Source organism: Vibrio sp. QJM3NY_21 (genome assembly GCF_057785975.1).
This window is the reverse complement of sequence record NZ_CM173514.1, coordinates 1,116,077-1,135,021: the sequence shown is the minus strand read 5'-3', so window position 1 is coordinate 1,135,021 and position 18,945 is coordinate 1,116,077. Positions and strand designations below refer to the sequence as shown.

Sequence of the window (18,945 nt, the reverse complement as noted above, 5' to 3'; positions counted from 1 at the left end):
CGTGATTTATAGATGTTCTATCTCGGTAATCACGCTGTCGAATAGCTCTTCACCTGTTTTGCTGCGTAGTTCTTGATACACGGCGGCATTCATTTTTTCTTTCATCTGAGCACGAACGTCAGTAGGTACCACATTCACTGTCATGCCTTTGGCTTCCAGTTCTTTAATGACTTCCTGATTTTGCTTAGCGGCCAGTTCACGTTGCTTAGCAATTGTTTCTTGGCTGACTTCGTTGATTAGCGCTTGTTGGTCACTTGGTAGAGAGTCCCAGAACTCTTTATTCATGAATAACACGTAGTTGGTGTAGATATGATTGGTGAGCGATAGGTACTCTTGTGCTTCGTAAAAGCGTTCGGCGTAGATAGAGTAAACCGCACTCTCTTGCGAATTGATTAAACCTTGTTGCAGAGAAGTAAAGATCTCGCCCCAAGAGAGTGGAGTAGGTGCTGTGCCTACTGATTTCCATGCACTGATTTGAGTTGGGTTTGACGCTGAACGAATCTTTAAGCTGTTAAGATCTTCAATACTTTCGATCGGTTGCTTGTTGTTTGTGATGCTACGAAAGCCAACTTCCATGAAACCTAAGCCGTGGAATCCTTTTGATTCCATTGACGTGAGCAGTGGTTTACCGATCTTGTCACTGTCTAATGCCTTGTGTGCTTGCTCTTCATCTTCAAAAAGATAGAACACATCAAGCACGTTAAACTCTGGCACGTAAGGTGAAAGCAACACCGATGCCCCAAAAGTCATCTGTAAGTTGCCTTGTTGTACGAGTTCTGTCGTTTCACGAACGTCGCCGAGTTGTCGAGCGGGGTAGATCTCCACTTCAAGTTCGCCATTCGAGCGAGCTTCAAGCTCTTTTTCAAAGTGCAGCATAGCCTTGTGCACTGGTGATGTTTCTTGGCTATCGTGAGCAAGGCGAATGACGTTGCTTGCAAACGTATTCATACTAGATAGGGTTAAGCCGAGGGCAGTAATCGAGGTAAAGATTGCGCGTTTCATTGTTCTTCCTTGTTCATCACATGACTTTTTATGTGCATTCATTAGAGTCATGTTGGTCAGTGGGTTTTTTATTCCGCACTTCATATCCTTATTTTGCATACGAATCCAAAATATAAACACACAGCTAACAAGTCAATAACAAATCCATAAAAGTGATAAAGAAGTTAATTCGAATCGACGAAATTTTAGGCGAGGTCACAGAAAGAAGCCCTAATATGAGATTAGGGCTTCTACTCTATTTTATTTGGATTTATTGATGAGGAGAACATCGAAAATTTAACAAGGTAGGGTTTAAGCGATGTCAGCTAAACCCTTTAAGAACCTTATGATGTACTACCGCGTTCGATAATGATGCCGGGTTCCAATAGATATGTACCTTCGGCATCCGCATTTTCATTAATACGTTGCATCAAGTCTTCTACGGCACTTTGAACAATTTTATCGATTGGTTGCGCGATGGTGGTGAGATCATAGCTAGGCCATGATGCCATTGGGATATCGTCGACACCCATAACAGCAAAGTCCCCAGGAATACTAAAGCCTAATTGTCTTAGGCCATCCATGACGCCCATCGCGAGGATATCATTGGCACAGAAGACAGCGTCAGGTTTTGACGTGTGTTCTATCAACTCTTTGGCCGCTTCTAATCCTGCTTCAAAACTGTACTTGGAATTGATGAAGATAGGTGATGCTGCCTCACGTGATTTCACGGTTTCAGCAAAGCCTAACCAACGCTTGTCGCTGGTCATCGATCCGGCATCGCCACTCACGTAAGCTAATTGTTTATATCCTTTATCAAGTAAGTAGTCTGCGGCTTGCATGCCTGCTTTTTGGTTATCTAAGCCTGCGCTATTCGCGTTGATGCCTTCGGTATATCGGTTAATTAGGCTCAAGTGAACGCCAAACTTCTCACATTGTGCAAACGCACGTGAAGTCAGTCGGCTGGTGGCGATGATCAAACCATCAACTTGGTACTCAATCGCTCGTGAGATGGCGAGATCTAAGTCATCTTTGTCGATAGGGCAAAGAACAACTTGACCGCCACGCTTTTGGATTTCCATCGCAAGTGCACGCGATTGCAAGTCGTACATGGGGTTCGACTCGCTATCAAGTGCGATTGCGACCAATCCTGAGCGATTGGAAATGAGCCCACGAGCGATGGCATTCGGTGTGTAACCAAGTTTGGTTGCAGCATCCATAACCATTTTGCGTTTCTTTTCGCTAATACTTGCGGTTGGGCTAAATGCCCTAGAAACGGTAGATTGAGAAACGCCGAGCATTTTGGCGACATCAATAGAGGTAACTTTCGCTTTTATGGGGAATCTCCTTATATCGCGATAAATCCAAGCGCAGCACGATACTAAATGAGCTCGGTTTGATAATTACAATACGTGTAACATTTGAAATCACAACGAAAATTTATGAATTCATGACGCTTTGCTCATTTCGAAAGCCATCAATGATCATTTTGTGTTCAGAGCCCACACAAAAGAAACTGACTCCAAGCTCTTTCCAGTTTCGAGCCGCTTGAGCATTCGCAACAAACATACCTACAGGTTTGTTAGCTTGTTGACCTGCTTTGATTATTTTTATGCTCGCTTCTCGAACACATTCGTCATTTACGCTCTCAGCGCCATAAGATACGGCTAAGTCTACTTGGCCGATGAACAGGGCATCGATACCGTCAACAGCGGCAATGGTATCGGCATTGATTACGCCTTCTGGGTCTTCAATTTGGGCGATCACCACGGTGTTGTTCTTACTGTCTTTTAGGTGGTTAGCCATTGGTTTCGTTGCGTATTTTGCAGCGCGACTCGAACCAGCATAGCCGCGTCCTCCTTCCCCGTAATGAGACATCTTTACTAGCTTCTCAGCTTGTTCAGCACTGCACACGTGAGGGATTTGAATGCCCGTCGCACCACAATCTAAAGCATTCAATAAGGTTGATGGCTGGCTATCTTGAACCCGAACTATGCAGGGCAGTTGATTGGCTCGAGCGGCAAGAATACAGCTATCCAATGATGAACGATCAAACGGTGCGTGCTCAGCATCCAAAACAACGAAAGGCAGCTCAGCTAATGCAAGCACCTCGATGATGTGTGGATGGGGGGTTTTGACGAACGTTCCGAGTCGGTCTGTGTTTTTCAGTATGTCTTTGAAGTTTTCCATTTGTTTTACTCTCCATTGCAAAGGTATGCAAAACTTAACATGTGTTGTTGTAAAAAAAGAGTAAAAACAATGTGATCAATATGGCATTAATTGATTGTTTTTCAAACGTGTCATGTCGTGATCTAGTCTATTTTTATGATTTTAACTTATTAAAACAGGCGCTTAGTAATTATTCGCTCATGTTAAATAGTGATTTGCCAAGTGTTAAAAAAATGTTTATGTTTATTTTGCATTCGTATCCAAAAGTATACAGAAACAAAAAATAACCTCTGAAATTAATAGCAATTAACAAAAACTCGGCATACGCCACAAGGAGAATTACGCATGGCTCGCATTCTAAAACACGGCATCACTGAAGAAGCATCAGCATCAAACAACGCGCAAGTACGTCAAACGGTTGAGAACATTCTTTCTGACATCGAAAAGAAAGGTGACAGTGCAGTTCGTGAACTTTCAGAGAAATTTGATAACTGGTCTCCGGAGCAGTTTCGTTTAACAGATGAGCAAATTCAGGCATGTGTGGACGCACTGGATGAATCAACCAAGCACGATATTGAATTCGCACAAGCACAAGTACGTAACTTCGCACAGATCCAACGTGACTCAATGCACGATGTTGAAGTTGAAACGATGCCAGGTGTGGTACTAGGGCACAAAAATGTTCCGGTAAACAGTGTTGGTTGTTACATCCCAGGTGGTAAATACCCATTGGTAGCCTCTGCGCACATGAGTGTTCTTACTGCAAAAGTCGCTGGTGTAAAACGCGTTATTGCTTGCGCTCCTCCTTTTAATGGTCAACCAAATGTAGCGATTGTTGCGGCGATGGCGATGGCGGGTGCAGACGAAATTTACTGCTTCGGTGGCGTTCAAGCGGTTGGGGCGATGGCTCTTGGTACCGAGACGATTGCCCCTGTCGACATGATTGTTGGTCCAGGTAATGCTTTTGTTGCAGAAGCAAAACGCCAACTGTTCGGTCGTGTTGGTATCGATTTGTTTGCTGGTCCAACAGAAACATTGGTTATTGCTGATGAAGAGGGTTGTGACCCTGAATTAGCAGCAGCGGATCTATTGGGTCAGGCTGAGCACGGTTATAACTCTCCAGCTGTTCTTTTGACGAACAGTGAAACATTTGCAGAAGAGACGGTAAAAGAAGTTGAGCGTCAGCTGACTATTCTTCCTACTGCTGAAATTGCAGGTAAGGCTTGGGAAAATTACGGACAAGTTATCCTGTGTGACAGCTATGAAGAGATGGTTGAAGTGGCCGATGATCTTGCTTCTGAGCACGTACAAGTTATGACAAAAGATCCTAAGTACTTCTTAGACAACATGACGAACTACGGTGCGTTGTTCTTAGGTCGTGAGACTAATGTTTCTTACGGTGATAAATGCATCGGCACTAACCACACTTTGCCAACGAATAAAGCAGCGCGTTACACGGGCGGTCTTTGGGTCGGTAAATTCATTAAAACGTGTACTTACCAGCGTGTAACAGAATCAGCGTCGTTGAAAGTCGGTGAATACTGCTCTCGCTTATGTGCATTAGAAGGTTTCGCTGGCCATAAAGAGCAAGCCGATATTCGTGTTCGTCGTTACAAAGAAAAATTGGTAGAGGCATAACATGACGAAACTCGCCTTAGTTACAGGCGGCAGTGGCGGCATTGGTGCCGCCATATGTCACAAGCTCGCGCAATCTGGCTACCGTGTTGTGTTTACCTACAACAGCAACGAAAGCGCAGCTCAAACGATCTTAGATACCTTGGAAGGCTCAGGCCACGCTATGTATCAACTGAATGTTGAAGACAGTTCCGCAATTGGTGCATTAGCCGAACAAGTGAAAGAGTCGTCAACTTCTTTAGACTTGTTAGTGAACTGTGCAGGCATGACCAAGTTTGTCGCGCACAGTGATTTAGAGTCACTCAATGATGAGCTAATAGATAAAATCTTCCGTGTAAATGTGCGAGCTCCATTCGCAATGGTACGTGCATTCGAACCTTTACTTCGTAGCGCTAGAGGTTGCGTGGTGAACATCACTTCAATTGCGGCACAAACGGCAATGGGCAGTAACGTGGCTTACTGCGCGAGTAAGTCTGCAGTTGAGAATATGACGCGATCTTTAGCGCGTGCCTTGTCTCCTGATATTCGAGTACTTGCAGTGGCTCCAGGCCTAGTGGACACCGAATTTGTCAAAGGTCTCGATGATGAGTGGCGTAACGCGCAAGAGCAATCAACACCGCTAAAACGATTAGCGAGTGATCTCGAGGTTGCGAATGCCGTTTATGCAGCAGCAGAACTACTGACATTTTCAACCGGTAACACCATTGCAGTCGATGGTGGCAGGCCGTTAGGTAATTAATGTAAAGCTGCGGTTCGCGGCTTACGCATCTAACATCAGCGCTTTGGGGGGAATTAACTAGAGCGTAGGTTAGGTAAGAAGGAATTTGGAATGACCCTACAACATAAAATTAATAACAATTTAGTCCGCTACATGGAACTGATTCCTGGTACGAGTGCATTCATCGATGCGCGCACTCCAGGCAGCGATCTAAAAGATAACTTCTGCATTATTGGTGCAGGAGTCGCGGAAAGCAGTCGTCAGCATGTTCATATTCGTGAAACGGCTGGTTTTAACATCGGTGCAGCTGGTCAGCCTCCGGGTATCAAGAACTCTCTGCACTCACACCATACCGCAGAACTGTTCGTTGTCTTCAAAGGTCAATTCAGATTTTATTGGGGCAATGAGGGTGAAAATGAAGCTGTGTTGTCGCATGGTGATGTTATCTCTATTCCTACTAACCTTTTCAGAGGTTTTGAGGTGGTAGGGCGCGATTACGGCTTTATGTATTCTGTGTTAGGTGGTGATAATTCCGGTGGTGGCGTGGTTTGGCACCCGAGTGTGATTACCGATAGCCAAGGTTACGGTTTATACCTGAAAGCAGACGGCACACTGGTTGATACCATTGACGGTGATGCCGTTCCAAATGACTCTGATCTGATGCCACTGTTAACAGAAGAAGAGTTGAGCCAATTTGATACTTACACCGCTGAGCAGATGATGCCGTTTGTTGCGCTGAAAAAAGATTACCGAGAAGTGTCGGGTGATTTTGATAAGCCGGGTGTTAAGCAGTTTGCATTAACAGGACACCCATCATCTGGCTATGACTTCCAAGTTAAAAGCGTAGATGACGTCAGTATCATGGCCTATGAACTGACTGAAGGGGCGAGCATCCCAGTACACAAACGCAGTGAGAAGCAGGTGCTGATTAACTTTGAAGGTGACACCTTGTTAAACATCGTTCAAGACGGCGAGCAAGCGCAAGTCGTCCTGACCACCGGTGATGTGTTCAGTGTTCCAGATGGTGCGTCATACAGCCTTGAAAACCTACGAGGGACTAGCTTTACTTACGTCGTTCTTGGTTCTGACCAGCCACAAGCTTTGTAGGATAACGAATGATGAAACCAGAAGTACCACTATTATGGCTACCTGGTTTGTTGTGTGATGAAACGTTGTTCCAAGACGTCAATAAAGAGCTGCCCAACTGGGTGGCTCCTTTTACTTGTGACTTAGGAACGCAAACATCCATGCAAGCTTTGGCAAGTAAGGTCTTAGAAAATGCCCCTGAAAGCTTTGTTCTCGGTGGATTATCCATGGGCGGAATTCTAGCGTTTGAAGTGTTTAGACAAGCTCCTGAGCGGGTGAAAGGCTTGATCTTAATGGATACCAATGCGGCTGATGAAAAATCGGAGGTTTCTGAAAAAAGAAATGCTCTGGTAGATAAAGCAAAAGCAGGAGAGTTTGAGTCAATAACGCCTGATATTTTGATGCCAGTGCTCATTCACCCTAATCAGCTAGCGAATCAAGAACTGACTCAGAGAGTCACTCAAATGGCGAACAACATTGGTGTTGAACGGTTTGAAGCGCATGCTCAAGCATTAGCAGCTCGCCCTGATGCGAGGCCGTTACTCAGTGATATTCGGGTTCCTACTCTGATAATCACAGGTAAAGACGATCTGTTGTGTCCGATAGATAACCATTTATTAATGGCAAAACACATCAAGCAGGTATCACTCCATGTCATTCCTGATTGTGGCCACCTATCGACAATGGAACAGCCTAAGGTGGTCGCTCGTCATATTTGTAGCTGGATCGAAGCAAGTCTGCCTGAACCTTTATAGTTAACGGCAGAAGCAGGTTTTCATGAGTAGAGTGTCTTGTCACTCTACTTAAACATGAAACACCTTTGTTGACTCATGATTCATTTCCCATCTGTTGGGTCACAAACTCCACAAATCGATCTCGGAGTGGATTTTCACTCTTCCCATTCCATATCAACTCGACAGGCCAAGTGGCGTATTCACCTTCTAAAGTAATGAATTCCACATCGGTATTGCTAATGAACTGCGCACTGCTGGGTACAATGGTGAAACCGATATTGGCAGAAACCAAGGCAAGTAGGGTGAGAATATCATCGGCTTCTTGTGCCTTGGATAGGTCGATTTTATTGGCGAGGCAATATTGTTGGATCTGCTTGTCTAGTCCGGGGCCACGATGTTGGGCGAGCTTTAGATAAGGCCATTTCGCTAACTCAGAGGTAATCTGATCTTTGCTCGGCGCTTGCTTGAGAAGATCTTTGTGTACTGCTATTACAAGGGAATCATTGAATAGGGTTAGGCTCTTTAAATCCGTGGAGTCGGGTATTCGATTGAAGCTGATATCGAGTTCATGGCTCAATAACTCATTCGTCTGTTGCTTAGATGGTGTGTCATTTAAGGTGACGTGAACCTCTGGATATTGCTGTTTATAAGCCGCAATAAGCTTGGGCGCTTCATGATAAGTGGACACACCAAAGCCAATGTTCAAATGTCCCTGAGTTCCGTTCACCACAGAGCCTGAAAGCTGCTCAAACGCTTGCATTGAATGAACCAAACGTTGGGCTTCTGCCAGTAACGTTTTGCCTGCATGCGTTAGCTCTGCGCCATTCCTACCACGAGAAAACAGAGACGCCCCAATATTGGATTCAAGTCGTTGAATCTTTTTAGTGAGGGCCGATTGAGTAATGTAGAGCTGTTCTGACGCCAAACGGTAATTGCCCGATTTGGCCAACTGGCAGAATGCCTTCAGTAAATCAAATTCCATTCCAAATGCTCATTGAACTAAGAATATCTTTCATTATATGGAATTGAATCGATTTTTTATACTGAGCTCATACCAATTCGATAAAGACAAGTTTGAGGGCGAATAATGAAGAGAGACATCAAAGTAGCGTCGGTTCAATTCAACCACCATGCAGGTGATAAGGCGTATAACTTATCGGTTATAGAGCAATACGTTCAAAAGGCTGCGGACAGTGGCGTAGAGATCATCAGCTTCCCAGAGATGTGCATCACCGGTTATTGGCATGTGTCTGCTTTGTCGCGGGGGGATATTGAAGCTTTAGCAGAACCTGTACCGAGCGGTGAATCGACTCAAAAACTCGTTTCGCTAGCAACACAATTTGGCATGAGTGTTGGCGCGGGTTTGATAGAGCAGGGCACCGATGACGAACTATACAACACCTACGTATTTGCTATGCCCAATGGCGAGGTGCAGAAACATCGTAAACTGCACACCTTCGTTAGCCCACACATGAGTAGCGGAGACCAATACACGGTGTTCGATACGCCGCATGGTTGCAAAGTCGGCATCTTGATTTGTTGGGATAACAACTTGGTCGAGAACGTACGAATTACCGCTTTGAAAGGGGCTGACATATTTGATTGCGCCACATCAGACGGGCGGTTGCCAATCACGCAGCCCGAACGCGATGAAACGAATTGACCCAGAGTTATGGTTTAAGCGAGATGAAAACCCGGAAGCGATTCGTGCTGAGATGCAGGGCAAGAATGGTCGCGAGTGGCTAATGCGTTGGCTGCCTGCAAGAGCGCACGATAACGGCCTCTTTGTGGTGTTCAGTAATGGTGTAGGTGTTGATATGGACGAAGTGAGGACAGGCAACGCGATGATCTTGAGCCCTTACGGTGAAATCATTGCTGAGACCGATAGTGTTGATAACGATATGGTGATTACAGAGCTAAAAGCAGAAGAGTTAGATATGTGTACGGGTAGACGCTGGATTCGTGGTCGTAAGCCAGAGCTTTATCATTCACTTACACAGCCTCTTGGTCATGAACTTGATCCGCACCAAGCGCGTTTTGCAGAGAAGTAATGGAGTAAGCGCTGGTGAAAAAGGATGCACTAGGGACGGTTGAAAGGGAGAGAAGGGTTCTTGATGTAGTCTACCCACTTGAACTGTTTTTAAGTGGGTAGACTATTTACACATCAAACACTAAGCACTAAACATCTAGCACCAGCATCTAAGTTCTATTCTCAGTGCCGAGTGCGAGAAGACGTCAGTTCTGATGCGCGAAGCTGGGCAACGGCTTTTGCGAGTTCAAGCTGAGCTTGTGCAAAGTTGATGTCTACATTGCCCTTATTGATATTCTCTAGAGCTGCGTATTTCGCTTCTTCTGCGCGAGCGCGGTCAATATCTTGGCCGTGCAGGGCGGTATCGGCTAAAACCGTTACCACATCCGGCTGAACTTCGAGCATGCCACCAGAGACATACAGCACTTGTCCCTCTGATTTAGGGTCTGTGACAAACACTGTTACGCCCGGCTTGATCTTACTGAGAAGCGGGGAGTGACCGGGGCGGATCCCCAGCTCACCATCAGCGCCAGAAACGGCTAGGGCATACGCTGGACCTGAAAACAGCGTACCTTCCGCACTTACAATATTAAGTTGAAATGTATTATCTGTAATTCCGATAGCCATGGTGCACCTGCCTCTTAGAGTGATTTTGCTTTGTTAAGCACTTCGTCGATAGAACCACAATACAAGAATGCTTGCTCTGGGATATCGTCATATTCGCCGCCTAACAGGCCTTTAAAGCCTCTTAGTGTTTCGCTTAGCGGTACAAATACACCTTTCTGACCGGTAAACACTTCGGCTACATGGTAAGGCTGAGTTAAGAAACGTTCAATCTTACGAGCGCGAGATACGGTCTGTTTGTCTTCAGTAGACAGCTCATCCATACCAAGAATCGCGATGATGTCCTTTAGCTCTTTGTAGCGTTGCAGCGTTGTTTGGACTTTTTGTGCAATGTCGTAGTGCTCTTGGCCAACCACAAGCGGGTCCAATTGGCGAGAGGTCGAATCCAATGGGTCGATTGCAGGGTAGAGGCCCAATGCCGCGATGTTACGCGACAGTACAACGGTTGCATCTAAGTGAGCAAAGGTTGTTGCTGGCGATGGATCGGTCAAGTCATCCGCAGGTACGTATACCGCTTGAATAGACGTGATCGAACCTTGTCTGGTTGATGTGATACGTTCTTGTAGAACACCCATCTCTTCAGCCAGCGTTGGTTGGTAACCTACTGCTGAAGGCATACGACCTAGCAGTGCCGATACTTCTGTTCCCGCAAGCGTGTAACGGTAGATGTTATCAATGAACAACAGTACGTCACGACCTTCATCACGGAAGCGCTCAGCCATAGTCAGGCCTGTCAGTGCAACACGCAGACGGTTTCCCGGTGGCTCGTTCATTTGGCCGTAAACCATGGCTACTTTGTCTAGTACACCCGCTTCTTTCATCTCGTAGTAGAAGTCGTTACCTTCACGAGTACGCTCACCAACACCGGTAAATACAGAGAGACCTGAGTGGGCTTTTGCGATGTTGTTGATAAGCTCCATCATGTTGACGGTTTTACCTACGCCAGCACCACCAAACAGACCGATTTTACCGCCCTTTGCGAACGGACAAATAAGGTCGATAACTTTAACGCCTGTTTCTAGAAGTTCAGTACTGTTTGCTTGCTCTTCATAAGAGGGTGCTTCACGGTGAATTTCGTAGCTTTCTTTCTGGCCGATTTCACCACATTCATCAATAGGCTGACCAAGAACGTTCATGATACGGCCTAAGGTTTCTTCGCCCACAGGAACGGTGATCGGAGAACCTGTGTTTTCAACAGTTAGGCCGCGGCGCAAGCCATCTGACGTACCCATTGCAATACAACGAACGATACTGCCACCCAGTTGTTGCTGAACTTCCAATACGAGAGAGCTTGCTTCCTCGCTCGTCACTTTCAATGCATCATAAACGCGTGGGCTGTTGCCGCCGCTGAACTCGACGTCTACCACCGCGCCGATAACTTTAACTATTTTTCCAACACTCATCTCTAAATCCTCAAATTCTATTCTTAACCCACTCTTTTCTGCCCTTAGACAGCTTGAGCTCCTGAGACTATTTCACTCAGTTCTTGGGTAATGGCAGCCTGTCGCGCTTTGTTGTATACCAACTGCAAATCATCGATGAGTTGGCCTGCGTTATCGGTCGCCGCTTTCATGGCCACCATTCGGGCTGCTTGCTCACAGGCAATGCTCTCTACGATGCCTTGATACACTTGTGATTCAATGTATCGATGTAACAGCTCAGAGAGGATGTCTCTTGGTGCTTGTTCATAGATGTAGTCCCAACGACGTGCTTTTTTCGCACCTCCATCGGCCTCAGAGTCTGAAGGGTGGGGCAGCAACTGCAAGGTCGTTGGTTCTTGAACCATGGTGTTGATGAACTGGTTATACACGAGATACAAACTGTCGATTTTTTCGTCGTCGTAATGCCCTAGCATCGCGTTAACTGTACCTAAGATGTCTTCTAATTTAGGCGCGTCACCAAGACCTGACGTTTGCGCGATAACATTGCCGCTGCGTTGGAAAAATGAGATAGCTTTTGAACCAATTAGGGTCGTTTCTACTTCAACGCCTTTGGTACGCCACATCTCCATTTCTTCTAACACTTTCTTGAACAAGTTCGAGTTCAAGCCACCACATAAGCCTCGATCGGACGAAATAATGATGTAAGCAACGCGTTTTGGTTCACGCTGTTGAAGGTAGGGGTGCTGGTATTCCAGCGACCCTGATGCGACATGAGAGATAACTTTACGCATGTTCTCGGCATATGGACGTGTTAGCGTCATATTGTCTTGAACTTTACGCATCTTACTTGCCGCAACCATCTCCATTGCACTGGTGATTTTCTGAGTGTTACTAACACTGCCTATCTTGGTGCGAATTTCTTTAGTATTTGCCATTATCTGCTCCTAATTTGTTTTGATTTCCAGCCAACAAACCGGAGCGTTTACCAAGCTTTCAACGCTACAAAGTCACCGAGAAGCTTTGCAAGAGCGCCATCAATTTCATCGTTGTAGTCACCATTAGCGTTGATGGTGTCGAACAACTCTGGGTTTTGACCTTTCGCGTAAGCAATCAATTCTTCTTCAAAACGCGCAATCTTGTTCAACTCTACGTCAGCCAAATAGCCTTTTTCTGCTGCGTAGATAACCGTTGCTTGCTCAGCGACAGACATTGGAGAGTATTGCTTTTGTTTCATCAGTTCGGTTACACGCTCACCATGGTCAAGCTGCTTACGAGTCATGTCATCTAAGTCAGAAGAGAACTGAGCAAATGCGGCTAATTCGCGGTATTGAGCTAATGATGTACGGATACCACCAGACAGTTTCTTGATGATCTTGCACTGAGCCGCGCCACCCACACGAGATACCGAGATACCTGGGTCAACTGCAGGACGTAGGCCTGAGTTGAACAGTTGGGTTTGTAGGAAAACCTGACCATCAGTAATTGAGATTACGTTGGTTGGTACAAACGCAGATACGTCACCCGCTTGAGTTTCAATGATAGGAAGCGCGGTTAATGAGCCTGTTTGGCCTTTTACTTCACCGTTCGTGAATTTCTCAACGTATTCCGCATTCACTCGTGCTGCACGTTCTAGTAGGCGTGAGTGGAGGTAGAATACGTCGCCAGGGAAGGCTTCACGACCCGGTGGACGCTTAAGTAGCAATGAGATTTGACGGTAAGCGACGGCTTGCTTTGATAGGTCATCATAGATGATCAGTGCATCTTCACCGCGGTCACGGAAGTATTCGCCCATTGTGCAACCTGCATAGGGTGCTAGGTATTGAAGCGCGGCTGATTCTGATGCTGACGCCACAACAACGATGGTATTTTTAAGCGCATCATGGTCTTCGAGTTTACGAACAACGTTTGCGATAGTGGAGGCTTTCTGGCCAATAGCCACATATACACATTTGATGCCAGAATCTTTCTGATTGATGATCGCATCGATAGCTAATGCTGTTTTACCCGTCTGACGGTCACCGATGATAAGTTCACGTTGACCACGGCCGATAGGCACCATAGTATCAACGGCTTTATAACCGGTTTGAATTGGCTGATCGACGGACTTACGCTCGATTACGCCGGGTGCAATTACTTCTACAGGGTCGAGTCGGTCACAACTCACTGGGCCTTTGCCATCGATTGGCTCGCCTAATGTGTTCACTACACGGCCAAGCAGTCCGTTACCGACAGGCACTTCCAAGATACGGCCAGTACCTTTCACTTTCATACCTTCAGATAGGTCAGTGTAGGGGCCCATAACTACGGCACCGACTGAGTGCGTGTCAAGGTTAAGTGCAAGAGCGTACTTGCCACCTGGAAGCTCGATCATCTCACCCTGCATGACATCCGCAAGGCCGTTAATGGTAATGATGCCATCACGAACCGAAACTATGGTGCCTTCGTTGCGAGCTTCGGTGCTCACATTAAACTTCGAGATGCGATCTTTAATCAGGTCGCTGATTTCGTTTGAATTTAATTGCATAATTGTTACCTATCTCGCGTGAAGTTGATGAGCTAATCGGCTAATTGATGTGTTCAAAGAACCATCGATGACGGTTTCACCCGCCTTGATTACGATCCCGCCAACCAGCGAGTCATCAATAACCTGTTCCATTTCAACCTGACGCTCTAATTTCTTCTCAAGTGCAGCAGTGAGTGATGTAACTTGATCTTGTGTAAGCAATTCTGAACTGGTGACAGTGACAGGGATTACACGTTCATGTTCGTCCTTTAGGTCGCTGAACAAGTTAAACAAGTCTCTTATCACTGCAAGACGGCCATTCTCAGCCAAGACTTTAATGAGATTAATGACGTGGTCATCAACGAGTCCTTGGCAAACGTGAATGATGAGATTGACCAGTTCTTCAGATTGCTGTGTATGAACACCTTCTGCTGATGAAATCTGCTTAGCGATCGTTTCTTCTTCCGCTACCGTCACAAGAATGGACAACATTGAGTGCCACTCTTGTAACTTGTTTTCACCCAAAGCAAAGTCGAACGATGCTTTAGCGTAGGGATGAGCAATATTGGTGTAATCTGACATATTGCCTCCGTTTAGAGTTCGCTTATCATTTGATCAACTAACGCTCGGTTCGTTTCAGAATCTAGGTTCTTGCTGATCAATTTCTGTGCACTTTGAATAACAGCGTCTGCCATATCCGCCTGAAGTTCACGGCGTAACTTTTGACGTTCGCCTTCTAGCTCAGCTCTACCTTGTTCTAAGATGCGTGCCTTTTCTTGCTCGCCTTCTTGGTGAGCTAAGGTGATGATTTCGTTGCGGCGTTTCTTGCCTTGCTCAATCAGTTCGGTCACATTCTTTTTCGCATCTGCGACGAGTTGTGCGCCATTTGATTTTGCTAGTTCTAGCTCTTTCGCTGCATTCTCTGAGTGGCGTAAACCATCAGCGATTTCTTTTTGGCGCTCGTCTAACATCGCGGTGAGAGGGGGCCATACATATTTCATGCATAGCCAAACAAAAATCACGAATGAGATTGCTTGACCAAACATGCTGGCATTTAAGTTCATACCTTCCTCACTAAATCTTGATTATTTACAAATCGATCTTTTCAAAGCTTCTAATTAAGCCACGGCAAAGATGATGTATAGACCGATACCAACACCGATCATCGGTACAGCATCAACAAGGCCCATCATGATGAAGAATTGAGTACGAAGCATTGGAGTAAGGTCTGGTTGACGAGCAACACCTTCAAGGTATTTACCTGCTAAGTTACCAATACCAGATGCTGCACCCGCTGCACCTAAACCGATCAGTAATGCACCTGCTACATATAAAACTGCGCTTACGATATCCATTTGTATCTCCGATAAATAATTTGTTAGTTAATTTTTTAGTTATTAATTAATGGTGTTCTTCTGTTGCCATTGCTAAATAAACAACGGTCAGTACCATAAATATAAATGCTTGCAAGAATACGATTAATATGTGGAATAAGGCCCATGGAACACTTAGTGCCCATTGCATCCACCAAGGCATTAGTGCGATAAGGATGAATATCATCTCGCCTGCATACATATTTCCGAATAATCGTAAGCCTAGCGATATTGGCTTTGAAATTAATGTTATTAATTCAAGAGCAAAGTTAACAGGATATAAAAGAGGGTTATCAAATGGCTGAGTAGTTAGCTCTTTGATAAAGCCTTTCAAACCTTTATTTTTAAACGTATAAGTTAACAATAAAATAAACACACCGAGTGCCATCGACATTGGGATATTTACATCCGCTGTCGGTAGGTCTCTAAAGTGCTCTAAACCCATTACACGAGTTAACCCTGGTATTAAATCTATAGGCAATAGGTCGACTGCATTCATTAACAACACCCAAACAAAAGTGGTTAATGCCAGTGGCCCTATTAATTTATCCTCCGCTTGAAAAATCTCTTTGACTAGGTTGTTAACGAAATCAAAGATAAGCTCGATAAAACATTGAAAACGACCTGGAACACCGCTAGTGCCCTTGGTCACTACATATCGAAAAGCTCCAATAAACAGTAAACCCGTGATCCAAGATACCAACATTGAGTCAATGTTGAACGCCCAGAAACCATCACCTGTAGTTAAGAAGGTTAAGTGATGCTCTATGTATTCGTGAGCGGTAGTGACTTGATCCATACTACACGTACTCCGATCTTGTAGAGGCAGTAATAAATGGTGTTAAGAAGTACCCAATCATTGTGAAAATATACGCGTATAATATTACTGGGTTATCCAATTTAAAAAACTGGAATGCCAAGATAAACATTAAGAACGTATAGGTTATTTTCACGACACGACTCATTTGCATTAAGTCACGTAAACTATAATTAGGGTTCTTGTGCACCTTAAGGCTTGCATATATAAAACCAAACAGCGGTGGTAACATCGCGATTACGACACCCAAAGCTGAAGACTCCATATCTACTTTATTACCAAAAAACACTTCATATAAAACTACACCGACGGCTAATACTATTTGGCAGAGAACAACTCTTTTAGCAGCAACAAGGATGTCGCTACTTATCCCATTAAGCCTCATAATAAAACCCTATATTTAACAGTGTAAGTTAATATAAAACACAGTTTGAATATGTTTTGTTACTAGCACTTACTTGTTAATAGCAATTTGACTTGTTAATAAACCTTTACTTGTTAACAAAGAAATAATCTTTCTGGCTTTATATCTCCTGACGAAATTAAACGAAATAAACTGACTCGCTATCGTTTCGACAAAATATAAACTACGCCTAAAATTATGTGATCAAAACGACAAATATCGGCATCAATAATTCCATTTTTGAAATGAGTGTTTTCCATTTATGAAAGTAATAGTTCTATTATTAAATCCATGAATATTTAAAATGCTTTGTTTATAGCGAGAAAAGGGAGGTTTCACCCAGAAAATTAGAGAGAAAAAATATTAAGATATGACGTTATCAATTAAGCATATTCAATGACTTAGAGTCTTTTCTAAATGTGATGACGGGTTGGTATTCGAAGCGGGGTATAACCAAGATTTTGTTGATATTGGAAGGTTTCGTTTGTGTAGTGAAATAGCAGTATGGTGCTCCTTATCATTAAGCTGATTTTTTTTAATATCGTTATCATATTTTCATTATTGATGTATTGGAACGCGAATCAACACGCCCAGCACCGGGTTCAAGATGAAAATTTGATGAAAAATTCAGCGTCCAACCGCTGATGCAACAAGATCTAGGGTCAATGATGAGGGCGAGGAAACGTACGTGCAGATGGAAAGTTCGGGTTAATTGACTAAAAAATAGAGGTATCGCTGAGGTTGGGTCGAATTATTATCAGACGAATTCGCGGAGCATCGACCCAGAAATAACAGTTTCAATACAGAAATAATCGGAATCTAAAGATGTTTGTCGTATCAATAGGCCTATAGGAAGCGCCTTCAATCATGTTCCTTTATTACTCTTCATAGCTTAGGTATTGAATACATAAGTCATGAAAGGCCTGTGCTTGTGGCGAGATCGTGCGGTCAGCCAACCTGAAAATACCGATTTGACGCTGTAAGGGCGGGTCAATCAATGGAATCCACACCAAACGGGTTTCATTGGTTGGGAAAGCCAGCTTAGGTAGCGTGGTCACGCCTATCCCGAGTTCTAACACCGAAAACAACGAAGTGATGTTCTCTACCGAATACAGAGCCTGTTCGCTGAGCATTCGTGCAGGTGTTGGGTCAAGTAGGGTACAAGTACCGTTGCGAATGAAGGGTTGTTTTAACAAAGTTTGCCATTCGATTCCCTCTTTTTGAGAGGCGATAGGGTTGTCTTTGAGGCAGACCACACCGATAGGATCGGAAAGTAAAGGCGTAAAGTCGATGCTCTCTTCTTCTAAATGGGAGCTATTTCCGAGGGCAACATCCACCTCTCCAGACAGTAGTCTCGCTTCCACACCTGCCGCATTATCATCAATCAAGCTGACTTCTACATTAGGGTACTGCTCACAAAAGGCCCCTAAAACACTAGGGATTAATTTTGCGGCGACCGATGGCACGCTCGCTATTCGAACTCTTCCTTGTTGTCCTGCCGCGGCTGCGCGCAGGTCATTGTCTAATGCTTTGTAAACATTCAGGAATTGAATGATTTTTGGTAAGCATATTTCTCCGAAAGGTGTCAGCGTTGATTTGTTGCCTGTTTCAAACAGTGGCTGACCGAGTATTTTTTCCAGTTCTTTTATTGAGGTGGAAAGTGCCGCTTGCGATCGATTTGCTCGGTGAGATGCCGCTCTAAATCCGCCTTCTTCGACCACTAAAACAAAATGTTTTAACTGTTGTAGCTTAATACTCATGACAGGAATCCTTCTCTAGGCCTTGCTATACCTTACTTTTTTAAAGGTGATAGATTTTATTTATCAAATGCACAAAATTTACCGTTAGATTTATCAGCCGTCAAGGTGCAGTATTTAACCATCTTGAAACATAGTTGCTACAAAGTTGGATGGAATCGTGAACGCACAAACTAAAAAACACCCAGTAAAAACCGAGCTTTTTGCTTCAAAAGCACCACTAGAGTGGGCAATCGTTAATAACGGCACTCTATACACAGCGCAGATTCCAATTGATGAAACTGGCGCAGTAGTAGAAGGCGGTATTGAAGCGCAAACGCGTCAGACTTTTAACAACCTTGTTCATACGTTGGAGTGTGCAGGTGAATCTATGGATTCAGTGCTGCAAGTTCTGATTTACGTAACAGACCGTGAATACTTAAAAACGGTAAACAGCGTATACGGAGAATACTTCAATGCACCTTATCCAAACCGTGCAGCGGTCGTCGTTGCAGGGTTAGCAAGAGAAGAGATGCTGGTCGAGTTCGTGGTTTATGCATCGGCGTCTCAACCTGAATAATCAGACTGTGAACTAAAGCTATTTGCGGATCAAAACTCTTTTGAATTGAAGTGGTTTATTGATACAAGCGACTTGGTTCACTTTAGAAATAAAATATACATCTTATTTTAGCAATTAACCACCTGAATATTAACAGTTTATTAATTAACCAGATGGTTGCCAGACTCAACCGCAA

The 18,945-nt window shown here is 44.5% G+C and carries 19 protein-coding genes and 1 pseudogene; 6 read left to right on the top strand and 14 right to left on the bottom strand.

Going from position 1 to position 18,945, the window contains the following annotated elements:
* Positions 1–6: 6 nt before the first annotated feature.
* The 3 genes from AC3CID_RS20595 to AC3CID_RS20585 form a co-directional block, all read right to left on the bottom strand.
* On the bottom strand, positions 7–1,002 hold the full coding sequence (locus tag AC3CID_RS20595) for a TRAP transporter substrate-binding protein (protein ID WP_102282233.1): 996 nt from the start codon (positions 1,000–1,002) through the stop codon (positions 7–9).
* Between the two features lie 323 nt (positions 1,003–1,325).
* Positions 1,326–2,282: a LacI family DNA-binding transcriptional regulator gene (locus tag AC3CID_RS20590; protein ID WP_488527352.1), complete on the bottom strand. Its 957-nt coding sequence runs from the start codon at positions 2,280–2,282 to the stop codon at positions 1,326–1,328.
* Between the two features lie 139 nt (positions 2,283–2,421).
* Positions 2,422–3,171 (bottom strand): HpcH/HpaI aldolase family protein, encoded by a 750-nt coding sequence (locus AC3CID_RS20585; RefSeq protein WP_488527351.1) that lies wholly within the window; start codon positions 3,169–3,171, stop codon positions 2,422–2,424.
* A 324-nt stretch (positions 3,172–3,495) separates the two neighbouring features.
* On the opposite strand from AC3CID_RS20585, the gene hisD reads away from it, so the two are divergent.
* From hisD to AC3CID_RS20565, 4 genes are all read left to right on the top strand, one after another.
* Complete coding sequence (gene hisD, locus AC3CID_RS20580) at positions 3,496–4,788, top strand: histidinol dehydrogenase (protein ID WP_488527350.1); 1,293 nt, start codon at positions 3,496–3,498, stop codon at positions 4,786–4,788.
* A 1-nt stretch (position 4,789) separates the two neighbouring features.
* Positions 4,790–5,524 (top strand): SDR family NAD(P)-dependent oxidoreductase, encoded by a 735-nt coding sequence (locus AC3CID_RS20575; RefSeq protein ID WP_488527349.1) that lies wholly within the window; start codon positions 4,790–4,792, stop codon positions 5,522–5,524.
* A gap of 90 nt (positions 5,525–5,614) precedes the next feature.
* Positions 5,615–6,610: a cupin domain-containing protein gene (locus tag AC3CID_RS20570; protein ID WP_017111911.1), complete on the top strand. Its 996-nt coding sequence runs from the start codon at positions 5,615–5,617 to the stop codon at positions 6,608–6,610.
* Between the two features lie 11 nt (positions 6,611–6,621).
* A complete protein-coding gene (locus tag AC3CID_RS20565; RefSeq protein ID WP_488527999.1) occupies positions 6,622–7,344 on the top strand; it encodes an alpha/beta fold hydrolase in 723 nt (240 codons plus the stop codon).
* A 73-nt stretch (positions 7,345–7,417) separates the two neighbouring features.
* Here AC3CID_RS20565 and AC3CID_RS20560 read toward each other — a convergent pair whose 3' ends face one another.
* Positions 7,418–8,305, bottom strand: a complete 888-nt coding sequence (locus tag AC3CID_RS20560; protein WP_488527348.1) for a LysR family transcriptional regulator — start codon at positions 8,303–8,305, stop codon at positions 7,418–7,420.
* A 105-nt stretch (positions 8,306–8,410) separates the two neighbouring features.
* Here AC3CID_RS20560 and AC3CID_RS20555 point away from each other — a divergent pair.
* Positions 8,411–9,374 (top strand): annotated as a pseudogene (locus AC3CID_RS20555) (nitrilase family protein).
* Positions 9,375–9,535: 161 nt separating this feature from the next.
* Here AC3CID_RS20555 and AC3CID_RS20550 read toward each other — a convergent pair.
* The 10 genes from AC3CID_RS20550 to AC3CID_RS20505 form a co-directional block, all read right to left on the bottom strand.
* Entirely contained in the window at positions 9,536–9,979 is a 444-nt protein-coding gene (locus AC3CID_RS20550) for a F0F1 ATP synthase subunit epsilon (protein ID WP_004730391.1), read from the bottom strand.
* A gap of 14 nt (positions 9,980–9,993) precedes the next feature.
* Positions 9,994–11,379: a F0F1 ATP synthase subunit beta gene (atpD, locus tag AC3CID_RS20545; protein ID WP_004730394.1), complete on the bottom strand. Its 1,386-nt coding sequence runs from the start codon at positions 11,377–11,379 to the stop codon at positions 9,994–9,996.
* Between the two features lie 44 nt (positions 11,380–11,423).
* Positions 11,424–12,293, bottom strand: a complete 870-nt coding sequence (gene atpG, locus AC3CID_RS20540) for a F0F1 ATP synthase subunit gamma (protein WP_012600781.1) — start codon at positions 12,291–12,293, stop codon at positions 11,424–11,426.
* Between the two features lie 47 nt (positions 12,294–12,340).
* Positions 12,341–13,882 (bottom strand): F0F1 ATP synthase subunit alpha, encoded by a 1,542-nt coding sequence (gene atpA / locus AC3CID_RS20535; protein WP_009844932.1) that lies wholly within the window; start codon positions 13,880–13,882, stop codon positions 12,341–12,343.
* A 9-nt stretch (positions 13,883–13,891) separates the two neighbouring features.
* Positions 13,892–14,443 carry a F0F1 ATP synthase subunit delta gene (locus tag AC3CID_RS20530; RefSeq protein WP_004730398.1) on the bottom strand — a complete coding sequence of 184 codons (552 nt, stop codon included), beginning with the start codon at positions 14,441–14,443 and terminating at the stop codon, positions 13,892–13,894.
* An 11-nt stretch (positions 14,444–14,454) separates the two neighbouring features.
* Positions 14,455–14,925, bottom strand: coding sequence for a F0F1 ATP synthase subunit B (locus AC3CID_RS20525; RefSeq protein WP_004730401.1), 471 nt, complete (start codon positions 14,923–14,925; stop codon positions 14,455–14,457).
* Positions 14,926–14,979: 54 nt separating this feature from the next.
* Positions 14,980–15,216, bottom strand: coding sequence for a F0F1 ATP synthase subunit C (atpE, locus tag AC3CID_RS20520; protein WP_004730405.1), 237 nt, complete (start codon positions 15,214–15,216; stop codon positions 14,980–14,982).
* A gap of 46 nt (positions 15,217–15,262) precedes the next feature.
* Entirely contained in the window at positions 15,263–16,033 is a 771-nt protein-coding gene (gene atpB, locus AC3CID_RS20515; RefSeq protein ID WP_208774916.1) for a F0F1 ATP synthase subunit A, read from the bottom strand.
* 1 nt (position 16,034) lies between these two features.
* Positions 16,035–16,436: a hypothetical protein gene (locus AC3CID_RS20510; RefSeq protein ID WP_004730409.1), complete on the bottom strand. Its 402-nt coding sequence runs from the start codon at positions 16,434–16,436 to the stop codon at positions 16,035–16,037.
* A gap of 896 nt (positions 16,437–17,332) precedes the next feature.
* Entirely contained in the window at positions 17,333–18,214 is an 882-nt protein-coding gene (locus AC3CID_RS20505; RefSeq protein WP_171310614.1) for a LysR family transcriptional regulator, read from the bottom strand.
* 157 nt (positions 18,215–18,371) lie between these two features.
* Between AC3CID_RS20505 and AC3CID_RS20500 the strand changes: the two genes are divergently transcribed.
* Entirely contained in the window at positions 18,372–18,770 is a 399-nt protein-coding gene (locus AC3CID_RS20500; protein WP_004730412.1) for a RidA family protein, read from the top strand.
* Positions 18,771–18,945 lie beyond the last annotated feature (175 nt).